This window comes from Pseudoalteromonas sp. S3178, from assembly GCF_005886985.1.
Taxonomy (GTDB): domain Bacteria; phylum Pseudomonadota; class Gammaproteobacteria; order Enterobacterales; family Alteromonadaceae; genus Pseudoalteromonas; species Pseudoalteromonas carrageenovora.
In genome coordinates, this window is record NZ_PNCW01000030.1 from 54,051 (window position 1) to 67,253 (window position 13,203).

8 protein-coding genes are annotated in these 13,203 nt (G+C 40.1%); 3 read left to right on the forward strand and 5 right to left on the reverse strand.

Going from position 1 to position 13,203, the window contains the following annotated elements; all coding sequences use genetic code 11:
• Nucleotides 1-110: 110 nt before the first annotated feature.
• Complete coding sequence (gene prlC / locus CWC11_RS09650; RefSeq protein WP_138682522.1) at nucleotides 111-2,162, reverse strand: oligopeptidase A; 2,052 nt, start codon at nucleotides 2,160-2,162, stop codon at nucleotides 111-113.
• Between the two features lie 225 nt (nucleotides 2,163-2,387).
• Here prlC and gorA point away from each other — a divergent pair, with 225 nt between their 5' ends.
• The 3 genes from gorA to CWC11_RS09665 all read left to right on the forward strand — a co-directional run bounded on the left by gorA (nucleotide 2,388) and on the right by CWC11_RS09665 (nucleotide 5,562).
• The gene (gene gorA, locus CWC11_RS09655; protein WP_138682523.1) at nucleotides 2,388-3,749 is read left to right on the forward strand and encodes a glutathione-disulfide reductase; all 1,362 of its coding nucleotides are present in this window, start codon (nucleotides 2,388-2,390) and stop codon (nucleotides 3,747-3,749) included.
• Between the two features lie 309 nt (nucleotides 3,750-4,058).
• Nucleotides 4,059-4,637, forward strand: a complete 579-nt coding sequence (locus CWC11_RS09660; protein ID WP_249330718.1) for a hypothetical protein — start codon at nucleotides 4,059-4,061, stop codon at nucleotides 4,635-4,637.
• Between the two features lie 88 nt (nucleotides 4,638-4,725).
• Complete coding sequence (locus tag CWC11_RS09665; protein WP_138682525.1) at nucleotides 4,726-5,562, forward strand: mechanosensitive ion channel family protein; 837 nt, start codon at nucleotides 4,726-4,728, stop codon at nucleotides 5,560-5,562.
• Between the two features lie 50 nt (nucleotides 5,563-5,612).
• On the opposite strand, the gene tldD is transcribed toward CWC11_RS09665, so the two are convergent.
• From tldD to rng, 4 genes are read right to left on the reverse strand one after another with little or no spacing between them, the layout of a single operon-like run.
• A complete protein-coding gene (gene tldD / locus CWC11_RS09670) occupies nucleotides 5,613-7,052 on the reverse strand; it encodes a metalloprotease TldD (RefSeq protein WP_138682526.1) in 1,440 nt (479 codons plus the stop codon).
• Nucleotides 7,049-7,876: a carbon-nitrogen hydrolase family protein gene (locus CWC11_RS09675; protein WP_138682527.1), complete on the reverse strand. Its 828-nt coding sequence runs from the start codon at nucleotides 7,874-7,876 to the stop codon at nucleotides 7,049-7,051. Before CWC11_RS09675 ends, tldD begins: the two co-directional genes overlap by 4 nt.
• On the reverse strand, nucleotides 7,873-11,730 hold the full coding sequence (locus CWC11_RS09680; RefSeq protein WP_138682528.1) for a YhdP family protein: 3,858 nt from the start codon (nucleotides 11,728-11,730) through the stop codon (nucleotides 7,873-7,875). The genes CWC11_RS09675 and CWC11_RS09680 overlap by 4 nt, the downstream gene beginning before the upstream one ends.
• Complete coding sequence (gene rng / locus CWC11_RS09685; protein ID WP_058547573.1) at nucleotides 11,730-13,202, reverse strand: ribonuclease G; 1,473 nt, start codon at nucleotides 13,200-13,202, stop codon at nucleotides 11,730-11,732. Before rng ends, CWC11_RS09680 begins: the two co-directional genes overlap by 1 nt.
• Nucleotide 13,203 lies beyond the last annotated feature (1 nt).

Below are 13,203 nucleotides of genomic sequence, written 5' to 3' on the forward strand. Positions count from 1 at the left end.
TAAAAGCATAGTACGAGAAGGTAAAATTACTAAAAATTATTAGTTAAAAACCTAAAAACAATAAAAAAGCGCCATAAGGCGCTTTGGTAATAATAGGGTATAAAGTTGCCTTAAGCAGCTATACCGCTGTGACGTAGTAATGCGTCAACACTTGGCTCACGACCACGAAACTTTTTAAACAGTTCCATAGGTTCTTCGCTACCGCCTTTTTCTAAAATATTTTGCATAAAGGCTTGGCCTGTTTCAGCGTTAAAAATGCCCTCTTCTTCAAATTTAGAAAATGCATCCGCTGAAAGTACTTCTGCCCACTTATATGAGTAGTAACCCGCGCTGTAACCACCTGCAAATATATGGCTAAACCCATTTTGAAAGCGATTAAACTCTGGCGGTTTAACTATTGAGGTACGACTACGCACATCATCTAATACCGCTTGAATTTGGCACTGCTCACCCGCTTTGTAATCGTTATGGATTTTAAAGTCGAATAACGAAAACTCAATTTGACGAAGCATTTGCATGCCTGAATTATAATTCTTAGCTGCTAATAGCTTATCTAGTAACTCTTTAGGTAGTGCCTCGCCCGTCTCGTAATGCCCTGAAATAAAGCTAAGTGCTTCTTCGTCATAACACCAGTTTTCTAAAAATTGGCTCGGCAGCTCTACTGCATCCCATGCTACACCATTAATACCGGCTACAGGCGCAGCATCAACTTGGGTCAACATATGGTGAATACCATGACCAAATTCATGGAATAATGTAGTTACTTCATCATGTGTAAATAGCGCAGGTTTGTCGCCTACGGCTTTATTAAAATTACACACTAAATATGCAACAGGTGTTTGTAGCTCGCCATTTGCACGCACTTTACGACCCATGCAGTCGTCCATCCATGCCCCACCGCGTTTGCGGTCTCGTGCATATAAATCTAAGTAAAAACGACCACGTAATTCGTTACTACTATCATATATTTCGAAAAAGCGGACGTCGCTGTGGTAACTATCAAAGTCGTTAACTTCTTTTACGGTAATTCCAAATAAGCGGTTAACGGTTTCAAATAACCCGCTAAGTACTTTATTTGCAGGAAAGTAAGGGCGTAATACTTCATCTGAAATAGCGTATTTTTCTTGCTTTAATTTTTCACTGTAGTAGCCAAAATCCCATGCTTGAAGCTCAGATATACCATGCTTTTGCTCAGCATAGGCTTTTAGCTCTGCGACTTCTTGCTCTGCTTGTGGCTTCGATTTAGCTGCTAGGTCTTCTAAAAAGGAAAACACTTGCTCAGGAGATTCAGCCATTTTAGTTGCAAGGGATTTTTCGGCATAACTGCTAAATCCTAATAACTGTGCAAGCTCGTGACGAAGCGCAAGCTCCTCACTCATAATTGCTGAGTTATCGTATTCCCCGGCATTAGGACCTTGATCTGATGCGCGTGTACAAAATGCGGTGTATGTTTCTCTGCGTAATTCACGATCATCTGCGTAAGTCATTACTGGCAAGTACGATGGAAAGTCGAGCGTGAATACCCAACCGTCTAAATCTTTACTTTTTGCCGTTTCGCTTGCAAGCGCTAAAGCTGACTCTGGTAAGCCTGCTAACTGGCTTTCGTCAGTAATGTGTTTTTGCCATGCAAGTGTTGCATCCATAACATTATTACCAAATTTAGAAGCCAGCTCAGATAAGCGTACACTAATTTCGCCGTAGCGTTTTTGATCGTCAGCTCCAAGTGCAATACCCGAGAGCTTAAAGTCACGAAGTGCATTAGTAATTGTTTTTTGCTGAGCAGTAGTTAGCGTTTTAAATTCGTCGCTATTATAAAGCGCATTATAGGCCTCATATAAACCTTGGTGCTGGCCTACAAATGTTGAATACTCTGATATAAGCGGTAAACACTGCTCGTATGCTTGACGTAACTCGTCATTATTCATAACAGAATTTAAATGCGAAACCGGCGAAAACATGCGCGATAACTTATCATCGGCTTCTTCTAGCGGTAATACTAAATCATCCCACGTGTACGAGCCTTTCGCTAAAACATCATCAATCGCTTTGCGACTTTGTTCAATACCGTGCTTTAGTGCTGGTACTACATACTCAGGCTTTATTTTTGAAAATGGTGGTAAGCCTTCAAGGCCAATGAGTGGGTTAATTTGTAGTTCGCTCATGAATTATCTCAATTTAATTGACTATGAATTTGAAGTTGGGGCAAAACGATGAAATACAAGCCTCGATTGATGGGTCTGTTATAGCTTACGATAAAACTGATCGCCATAATAAACTATTTCGTTTGTTGTATTTATCGGTTTTTTACAGCATCGCCTTAGGTGACTTGCACTTAGCATATGCTATCATCGGCACATTATAGTTAAATATATTTTTGAGGATTAAACATGGCTCAGCATTTTGATTACATAGCAATTGGTGGCGGTAGTGGCGGCATAGCTTCTGCAAACCGTGCAGCAATGCGTGGCGCTAAAGTTGCACTTATTGAAGCAAAACACATGGGCGGCACCTGTGTAAATGTAGGTTGTGTGCCTAAGAAAGTTATGTGGCACGGTGCTCAAGTTGCTGAAGCAATTAATTTATATGCACCTGACTATGGTTTTAATGTTGAAGTTAAAGGCTTTGATTGGAGCAAATTAGTAGAAAGCCGTGAAGCCTACATCGGCCGAATTCATAAAGGTTACGATAATGGCCTTGCTAGCAATGGCGTTACTGTAATTAAAGGCTTTGCTAAATTTGTAGATAATAAAACAGTTGAAGTAAACGGCGAGCATTACACAGCCGACCATATATTAATTGCAGTAGGTGGGCGCCCAAGTATTCCGCATATTGAAGGTGCAGAACACGGCATTGATTCTAATGGCTTTTTTGAATTAAAAGAGCAACCTAAGCGCGTTGCCGTTATTGGCGCAGGCTACATAGCTGTTGAGCTTGCTGGGGTTTTACACGGCCTAGGTACAGAGACTCACTTGTTTGTTCGTAAGCACTCTCCACTTCGTAACTTTGACCCATACATAGTTGAAACACTTGTTGATGTTATGGCTGCTGAAGGCCCTACTCTTCATACAGAATCTGTACCTCATAAATTAGTTAAAGAAGATGATGGCTCTGTAACGCTTCATTTAGATAATGGTAAAAGCCAAAATGTTGACCAAGTAATTTGGGCCATTGGCCGCCAGCCAACAACAGACGCAATTAATGTAGCGGCTGCTGGCGTTGAAGTTAACAGCGATGGTTTTGTTAAAGTCGATGAGTTTCAAAATACCACAGCTAAAAACGTTTATGCTGTTGGCGATATCATCGAAAACGGTATTGAGCTTACGCCTGTAGCTGTTAAGGCGGGCCGTACTTTATCAGAACGTTTGTTTAATAAAGAACTCCCTGATGATTTAAAAATGGATTACAACTTAGTTCCAACAGTTGTATTTAGCCACCCTCCAATTGGCACTATTGGCCTAACTGAACAAGAAGCTATTTCTCAGTATGGCGAAGAAAACGTTAAAATTTATCAATCTGGTTTTACGGCTATGTACACTGCCGTAACTAAACACCGCCAGCCTTGTAAAATGAAACTAGTGTGTGCTGGCCCAGAGGAAAAAGTAGTTGGCCTGCACGGAATTGGTTTTGCCGTTGATGAAATGATTCAAGGTTTTGCAGTGGCCATGAAAATGGGCGCGACTAAAGCTGATTTTGATGCGGTTGTGGCTTTACACCCAACAGGCTCAGAAGAATTTGTTACGATGCGCTAAGCATCGACTTGAAACTATAATAGCCTTTACTATTTATTTAGTAAGGGCTTTTTTATGCTCAGTATATTTATACTTTAATGCACAACAATCACACTAAAGCCATTACAAAAAAAACATTACAAACACATTAAATGTACATCTAACCCATTAATTTAACAACAAAAACATTAGACCGAAAAATATAAAAAAAGTTTCCATAATGTTTTGGCTTTCAGTCCTTTTTGTAATTAAAATCTCGCGCATTGTCACCAATTTGGTTTTTTCATGTTTTTACTGCGATCTTTTATTTACCTATTATGCTTAGCTGGCGTGGCTTCATTAATTCAGCTTGAAGGCTTCGAATTACAGCAAAATGCACTTTATAGCGAAGAAACACTTACCGAACACATGCAAGATATTTTAACGCTTCTAAGTTCTATACTGTTTTTTTATGCCTCACGTATTAACTCGCAACTTAAGATAGCTTGCGTATTACTAGCGACTCTAACTGCAATGATGTTCGTAAGAGAATTTGATACATACCTTGATATGTATGTTTTTGATGGTGCTTGGCAAGCTATCGTTTATTCAATACTAGCTTGTATGTTCGTTTACCTGATCACGAAAAGAGGTACCATTTTTAGCTCTATCCAAGCCTATTCGCAAACTCCAAGTTATGGAATTTGCTTATCTGGTTTAGTTACGCTTTTAGCTTTTTCTCGTATGATGGGCAAAGGGGCATTTTGGCACTCTATAATGGGTGATGACTACGTACGTGTAGTTAAAAACATTGTAGAAGAAGGGATAGAAACACTTGGTTATACTTTAATTTTAATTTCAGCTATTGAGCTTGTACTTTTGTGTCGCAAGCAACTTAATACTCATAGTGGCAATAAAGCAGCTGTTTAAACCTGCTTCATCTTTTTAAGGTTAAGTTTGCTAATTGGTTTAATAAATCAATATACTAGTGTTTGGATTTACTCGTGTTTTGGAATTTATGATCAAAGATATTTTGTCGCACCCGTTTCTTATTTCGCTCGTTTTACTTGTTATTGCTTTTATTTTAAAAGTACTTGTAGATAAGCTAGCAAAAAACCGTGCTGAAAAAAAAGAAAAAGACATTAGGTATATATCACACAATATTAAGCACTTTATTAACTTTGTAATGGTGCTATCGCTATTATTTGTGTGGTCGACTGAAATTCAAAATTTTGCTCTTTCAATTGCAGCCTTTGCTGTTGCTATTGTGCTTGCAACACGTGAGTTTATTCAATGTGTTATCGGCTTTTTTTACCTTGTCACAACACGCCCATTTAGAGTGGGAGATTGGATACAAGTAGGTGACTATTTTGGTGAAGTAGCCGAAACCGATTGGATAAAAACCACTATGCATGAAATTGATATACATACATATCAGTTTTCAAGAAAGACTATTTATATTCCAAATAATAAGCTTATTACCAGCTCTATTAAAAACTTAAACTTTGTAAAACGCTTTGCAACCCATCACTTTACTATTGTGCGCAGAGAGAGCTTTAATCCCTACCCCATTCACAGCTTACTCACTGAAAAAGCAAAACAATACTGCGAAGAATTTGAAGAAGTAGCGAGTCGCTATAACTCAATGATTGAACGAAAGTTAGATGCAAAAATATCAGGACCAGAGCCTGTTATACATTTTGGCACCACTGAATTAGGTGAATTTAAAGCAAGCTTTACGCTATTTTGCCCAACCGATAAAGCGCTTGAAATTGAGCACAAATTAACAGAGTGTTTTTTTGCATTATGGTACGAAGAGGCTGAAAAAAATAAAGAGGATGAAGGAAAAGCCTAAACTTTACCTTCGTCAAAAAAAGCGCGAATTCACTTCGCGCTTGGCAATATTTAAGCTGTACCGCCAACAGTAAGCTGATTAATTTTAAGACTTGGCTGACCCACGCCTACTGGTACGCTTTGGCCTTCTTTACCACATACACCAACGCCTTTATCAAGCGCAAGGTCGTTACCCACCATAGAAATTTGCTGCATAACCTCTGGGCCGTTACCAATTAGCGTTGCGCCTTTAATTGGCTGTGTAATTTTACCATTTTCGATTAAATACGCTTCTGATGCGCTAAATACAAACTTACCTGAGGTAATATCTACCTGTCCGCCACCAAAGTTTGGTGCAAAAACGCCTTTTTTAACTGAGCTGATAATATCGGCTTGGCTATGCTCTCCACCCAACATGTAGGTGTTAGTCATACGAGGCATTGGTAAATGCGCATAAGACTCACGACGTGCGTTACCGGTTGGATTTACACCCATTAAACGTGCGTTTAGCTTATCTTGCATGTAGCCTTTTAAAATACCATTTTCGATAAGTACATTGTATGCAGCCGGTGTACCTTCATCATCTACATTTAGTGAACCTCGGCGGTCTGCCATTGTGCCATCATCAACAACGGTACATAACTCTGACGCTACTTTTTGCCCTACTTTGCCGCTAAATGCTGATGCGCCTTTACGGTTAAAGTCGCCTTCAAGGCCATGCCCTACTGCTTCGTGTAAAAGCACGCCAGGCCATCCATTGCCAAGTACAACTTCCATCGTACCTGCTGGTGCATCAATAGCTTCAAGGTTTACTTTAGCTTGACGTACCGCTTCTTCTGCAAATTCCATCCAACGCGGTTTACCATCAACTAATTCTTTAAAATAACCGTAATCTAAACGCGCACCACCGCCTGCGCCACCGCGTTCACGACGGCCGTCTTTTTCAAGCAGTACTGAGCAATTTAAACGAATAAGAGGACGAATATCGGTTGCAAATGTACCGTCGCTTGCAGCAATCAATACCTCTTCGTACACTGCTGACATTGAGCTAATTACTTGCTCTGCATCGGGTGCAAGTTCACGAATGTAATTTTCAAGCTCACGTAATAAGCTTACTTTGTCGTTATCGCTCATGCTTGAAATTGGTTGATGCGGCGCAAATTGCTCTTTTGCTTTTACATCACTAAATACTTTTATTGCTTTATCTTCGCCAGCATCTGCAATGCTACGAGCCGCAGTAGCCGCTTTATTAAGTGCTTCAAGATTTATTGCATCAGAGTAAGAAAAACCTGTTTTTTCGCCGCTTACTGCACGTACACCTACGCCACGTTCAACATTGTATGAGCCTTCTTTAACTAAACCGTCTTCAAGAACCCACGATTCGTGATGGCTTGATTGGAAGTATAAATCGGCGTAATCCACTTTATGCTGATGAATATAGCCAAGCGTTTTTTCGAGTTCTTCTCGATTTAGCTGGCTGTCGTGTAATAAATGCTGTTCAACCGAATTCATAATAAATGCTCTCTAAATCGTTGATGAGATTGCACAGGCATATCTCTTCTAATTTTATTTAACTGGTTTAAATCAGCGTGACCGCTTATAAACCCAACTCCGCTTGGCAGCACTGAAAGTTGCTCGCCCCACGGTGAAATAATAATGCTGTGGCCATAGGTTTGTCGGCCATTTTGATGTGTTCCGTATTGCGCAGCGGCAATTACATAACATTGTGTTTCTATTGCACGCGCCGTTAATAACGGCTGCCAGTGTGCGAGCCCGGTAGGGACTGTAAAGGCACTGGGTACTAAAATAATCTCAGCGCCTTGGCGAGCAAGTTCATTAAATAACCCACTGAAACGCAGATCATAACATACTGTTAAGCCAATTTTACCAAAGGGAGAGTCTACAACGACGACTTCATTACCTGCTTGAGTAAAATCTGATTCGCGGTAACTACCCGTTTGATCTGCAACGTTTACATCAAACAAGTGAATTTTATTATACGTTGCCACGCACTCACCCAGGCTATTAAATAAATGTGAGGCAGCAAAATATTTATGCTCATTATAAAGCTGTGGCATTGTGCCTGCGCTCAACCAAATATTATGCTCTTTACAAAGTGCACTTAGCTGCTGTTTGTAATGCTCGGCTTTTTTAGCAACGGCTAAGGTATCGTGACCACTTTTACTAAAAACTAAAAAAGCTTCAGGTAAACACACCAGCATAGGGCGTGCTGCGGGCAGTGTGTTAAGACTACTAACCAAATCACGCATGTTATCATCTGCATTTAAACCAGAGCACATTTGTAGCGCAACTATACATGGTGAGTGTTCAATCATTGCGTTGCCGATAGTTCTGCGTCTTTTAGGCGTAGCTCTGTAGATGCTTGAGGTTGGTTTTGGGCCGCTTGTGGCAAAGTAACTTCACGGCTTTTTCTATCAAGTTCTTGTACCACCGGATCGTTCATTTTACCTGTCACCTTAAAATTGATCTCTGAGATCACTCTGGCTGAATGAATTACTTTATCAAGAGCCAGTGCTGCAAGCCCCGTCACAGGATTTACCATCCAAGCCACTATTACAGGAATACTTGAGGTAACTTGCGGTGCTACTGCTAGGTCATAATCTATATCGAGGGTGTTTAAATTTGCATAGCCTTTAATAGTTAAATCGGCGGGTACACCATCCATTTTAGTATCTTTTGTATAAGCAATGCCGTCTTCTAATTGCATAGTACCTTGCATGCTATTGTAAAAAAAACCTTTTGAAAATACATCTCTAAAATCAAGCTTTAGCTTACGCACTAACGAATCAAGGCTAAGCAATGAAAATACTCGAGCGCCGCCATCACTAATTTCAGTTAAGTGCCCCTCTCCTAAATTCCAATCTACCTCGCCACTTAGGCTTTTAACATCAAAATCATAGGGGGCTGCTTGCCAAGTAAGGTCATAATTAAGATCTGCTTTAGAATCTTTAATGGCTGTGGTTATATCAAACTCATCAAACAGCGCACCTATATCATCACTTTTAAGCTCCCCACTGAGCTGTGTTAATCCGTTTTGCCACTGACCATTAGTGCGAAGTATATGATCGCCTTTATCAACTACGAGCTCCGAAATTGATAAACGCTTACCATCGCCAACAAGCGACGCGCTCACTTTATCTAGCTGGTAACTCGATATTTTACAATCACTGCATTCAAACTCAATCGCAGGCACTTTGGTAAGCCAATTTAAATCTTCTTTTGGCAGTACATCTGTTACTTCAACTATTTTCTCTACTTTTTCAGCAAAATTAAGCCTTAAGTAGTCAGCGTTAATTCTAATTGGCTGGCTAGGTTGTGATGTAGGAATGTATACCCCCGCACGCAGTTCCTTAGCGTTTAATTTTAAAAATAAGTCGCTTTGCACCGGTGCTAAACGCATTTCAAAATCGTTAAAAATAATATTGCTTACATCAAGTAAATTAATATTTGCAACGACTTCGCTAAGTGGCGGCATAATACCTTGTGATTGCTTATCGGGCTTAGACTGTGCGGCATTTATAATTTGATCTATTAAATCTACCCAAGGGGATAGTGCGGTTTGTTCAAGGTTTATATTTACACTTAAATCTTTTTGATTAAGCCCTAAATCTTGCTTGCCTAATACAATGTTAACATTGCTAAACTGTGGCTTCCCACTTTCTAAAATAGCATTAAAAAATAGCTGTTGGTTAGCATTAGCAGTGATTAGGTTGGAAATATCATCACCTTGCACTACCCCATCAAGCGGCCAAACTTGCTGACTAGTTTTGTTATAAGGCGCGGGTAAGGTACTCGTTAAACCCAGTAGTTCAGAGTTTACTTGAGCGCGGTAATTAAAGCCTTGTTCGGTAAAGTTTAATGTAAGGCCAATATCTACCTCAGTTTGTCCGCTTAAGTAGCCTTTTAATATGCCTTGGGCTTTAGCGATTAACGTATCTGCATCTAGTTGCGCTTTAATATTAATATTTGCGGTGTAATCTTTTGCTTCACTTTGGCTGTTGTAATCAATTTTTATCGGCATGCCAAGCCACGTTGCAGTGGCGTTATTTAAACGAATATTGTCGTTTTTAAAAGTCAGTTCGCCATTTAGCTTTTTAAGTTCAATGCCTGGATTTGCAATGTAAAGTGGTAAGTCTTTAAGTGCCACTTTGCCACTAACGCTCGCGCCACCTTTAAGTTTATCACCAACTAATAGCTCAATACTGGCCTCGGCTTCGCCTTTTCCTTGCACAACGTCAAAAATATTAGCGAGGGGGTTTGCTATTGGGGTGGCAGAAAAAAAGTCATGTAACTTTTCCATTGGCGCTTTTTTATTAATTTGTACTATTAGTTCATCGGCATTCATTAAATCGGCAATACTTACTTTTACGCTATTACCGAGCTCTAAATTAACTAATTGGCCTTGCTGGCTATAAATGTCCATTCGCTCATTAGCAAAATGTAATTGTATGTTGGCGTTAGTGACCGTAGGCCAGTTTGGATCAAACTGGTAAGTGGCGTTATCTATTTGTGCTAAAACATCGAACTGCCCACTACCATCTGTAAATGGAAAGCCTGAAAGCGGCCCTGCAAACAGTACTTGCGCTTTAGATACTTCGCCCTCTTTAATTGCACCATTTAAGTAACTCACTAAGCCTGGGCTCATTGCTTTTAATGGAAAGTAATGCCCTGCAATTTTGGCATCAGGTGCAAATGCTTCAGCGTAAAGATCTAAACGAGGATCATCGCCTAAACTGACTTGTAACTCAGCGGCGAGTGTCACTTCGTTATTATCAAACCAAATATTGTCACTGTTTATTTGCCAGCCATTTGCACGCTTAGCTAAATCAAGCTCAACATTGAGTTGATTATAATTGATATCGTCACTAAAGCTCTCACCTGTAACCAGCGTACCGTTTTCGCCAAATAGGTTTATTCGGCCGCGGCTTTGCGTAAGCAATCCATCAACTCTAAGTGCTTGTGCTGCTGGCACAGAGTTTAACTCTTGCCAGCCTATATTGTTTGCCTCAAACCATAACTGCCATTGCTGTGCACCGCTAAAGCTTAAATAAGCTTGATCTATTTGCCCACTTGGTTGGCGCGAAAGTAACGCCTCTAGATCATTAAAGTTACTGAGCCCTGCCAAATTACTTAATAGCTCTAAATCAACTTGCTGAAGCCATACTTTATTTTGCTTACCTAGTTGCGCTTCAAACTCAAGGCTTGGCCATGCTTTATCGTTACTATTAAACGTTAAGCCGGTACTTTTTAAATGCCAACTATTTTGCTCGGGGTATAAATGAAAACCACCTTCGCTTAGGCTTACTTGCTGACTTTGATCTTCTCGTTGCCAGCGCACAAAGCTAGGTAGCCACTGCATTTTTATGTCGCTCACAAGGCCTTTATTTAATTTTAGCCAAGCTTGTAAATTAATATCACTGTGCAGTTGCTGTTTTTCAGTATTAATGTATTGCGCTAGCCAATTAGATACATCGACCTTATTAGCGTTTACATACATATTGCCTGCTACTTGCTCAATAGTATCGCCAGTAAGTGCGATGCGTGCATCAAAGTTTCCAACGGAAATACCCGGTAGCGCTAAACTTCCACTGCCTAAGTGATGCTCATTTTCGTTTTGCCATACAATATTTTTTAAAAGTAGTTTACGTTCTTTACCATCTTCTAAAATAAAACTAATACTAGAGTTTTCTATTGCAAAGTGGCCTGTTTCACCTAAAAACAGCTCTTCTATTAGCTCTTTTTGCTCAAACGATACTTCTTCTTCATCATTGCTTTGTAATAAATTTTCGACCTTTACGCTTGTATGAAAACCATTAATAACAAAGTAATTAGACTTTAGCTGAAAGGATTTTAAGCTTTCCCACAAATTAAGCTCTAGGCTAGTCTTAGCAATGGTGAGTGAAATAGGGGCGGTTTCGTTATCTTTAAACGATAAATCTTCAAGCACAAGAGCAGGGCCATTACCCTGCCAGCTTGCAGATATTTCGCCTATTGATAAACTAATTGCAAACTTATCGTGAAGGTAGGTTTCTATATTTCCTTTGTAGTCGTTCGCATAAGGAAGTGTGTACTTTAAGATTGAAACAATAACGGCCAGTAATACTAAAATTATGGCGCAGGTTTGCCATAACTTTCTAAAACAAAAAAAACAGACCGCTTTTGCTTTCATTACATCATTACCACATCAAACTGCTCTTGGCTGTATAAGCTCTCTGTTTGAATGTTGACTTGCTTTCCTATAAATAGTTCAAGCTCAGCCAGGTTATGATACTCATCATTCAGTAATGCCTCACTCACTGCTGGTGCCGCGTAAACCATAAACTTGTCGGCTGCATAAGCTCGGTTTACACGTACTATTTCACGTAAAATTTCGTAGCAAACGGTCTCGACTGTTTTTTGCGAGCCGCGTCCTGAACACGCAGGGCAAACATCACACAAAACATGTTCTAAGCTTTCACGCGTTCGTTTACGTGTCATTTCAACAAGGCCAAGCGCAGAAAGGCCATTAATATTTGTTTTAGTGCGATCTTTTGCAAGCGCTGACTCAAGAGAGTGCAATACACGGCGCTTATGATCTTCACTTACCATATCAATAAAGTCGATTATGATAATACCGCCTAAATTACGCAGTCTAAGCTGACGTGCTATTGCAGACGTTGCCTCTACATTGGTATTAAAAATAGTCTCTTCTAAATTACGATGGCCTACAAATGCCCCCGTATTTACATCAACCGTGGTCATCGCTTCAGTTTGGTCAATAATAATATAACCACCCGATTTAAGCGTTACCTTACGGTGTAGTGCTTTTTGAATTTCTGTTTCAACATCAAACAAATCAAAAATAGGTCGCTCGCCCGGGTAGTACTCTAAAACTTGAGAAAGCAGCGGTACAAACTCTTCTGTAAATAACTTTAGCTCTTCATAAGTCAGCTTTGAGTCGACTCTAATACGCTCCATGTCCTCACCTACGTAATCACGTAGGGTTCTAAAAGCGAGCGTTAAATCTTCATGCAAAATACTGGCTTTACTGGTTTTTTGTCTGCGAGAAGTAATTCTCTCCCAAAGCTTTCTTAAAAAACCAGCGTCGTGGCGTAGCTCTTCTTCACTTGCCCCTTCGGCAGCAGTACGCACAATAAAGCTGCCATTATCGTCGCCATATTCAGCAACTATTTTTTTAAGGCGTGAGCGCTCTTCTTCTGTTTCTATACGCTGGCTTACACCTACATGGGTAGCATCTGGCATAAATACTAAGTAGCGAGATGGAATAGTGATATCGGTGGTGAGCCTTGCGCCTTTAGTACCTAATGGGTCTTTAACCACTTGTACCATAATGTATTGCCCTTGGCGGACAAGCTCGCGAATATCTTGTACTTTTTTAATAGGCTCGTCGTCAACACCTTCAACAATTGAGGCACTGTTTACAATATCTGATGCGTGCAAAAAAGCAGCTTTATCTAGGCCTATATCTACAAATGCAGCTTGCATACCGGGTAAAACACGGCTAATTTTTCCTAGGTAAATATTGCCTACAATACCGAGGTTCCCAATTCGCTCTAATTGGATTTCTTGAAGTACACCATTTTCGATCAGGGCAACACGGCTTTCACTTGGCGTGACATTTATTAGTAATTCTGTACTCATG

What these genes read in the sequence shown, in the direction of transcription:
- CWC11_RS09675 (WP_138682527.1), bottom strand. Translation starts at nt 7,876, where the DNA reads ATGATTGAACACTCACCATGTATAGTTGCGCTACAAATGTGCTCTGGT.
- CWC11_RS09680 (WP_138682528.1), bottom strand. Translation starts at nt 11,730, where the DNA reads ATGAAAGCAAAAGCGGTCTGTTTTTTTTGTTTTAGAAAGTTATGGCAA.
- CWC11_RS09665 (WP_138682525.1), top strand. Translation starts at nt 4,726, where the DNA reads ATGATCAAAGATATTTTGTCGCACCCGTTTCTTATTTCGCTCGTTTTA.
- rng (WP_058547573.1), bottom strand. Translation starts at nt 13,202, where the DNA reads ATGAGTACAGAATTACTAATAAATGTCACGCCAAGTGAAAGCCGTGTT.
- prlC (WP_138682522.1), bottom strand. Translation starts at nt 2,162, where the DNA reads ATGAGCGAACTACAAATTAACCCACTCATTGGCCTTGAAGGCTTACCA.
- gorA (WP_138682523.1), top strand. Translation starts at nt 2,388, where the DNA reads ATGGCTCAGCATTTTGATTACATAGCAATTGGTGGCGGTAGTGGCGGC.
- tldD (WP_138682526.1), bottom strand. Translation starts at nt 7,052, where the DNA reads ATGAATTCGGTTGAACAGCATTTATTACACGACAGCCAGCTAAATCGA.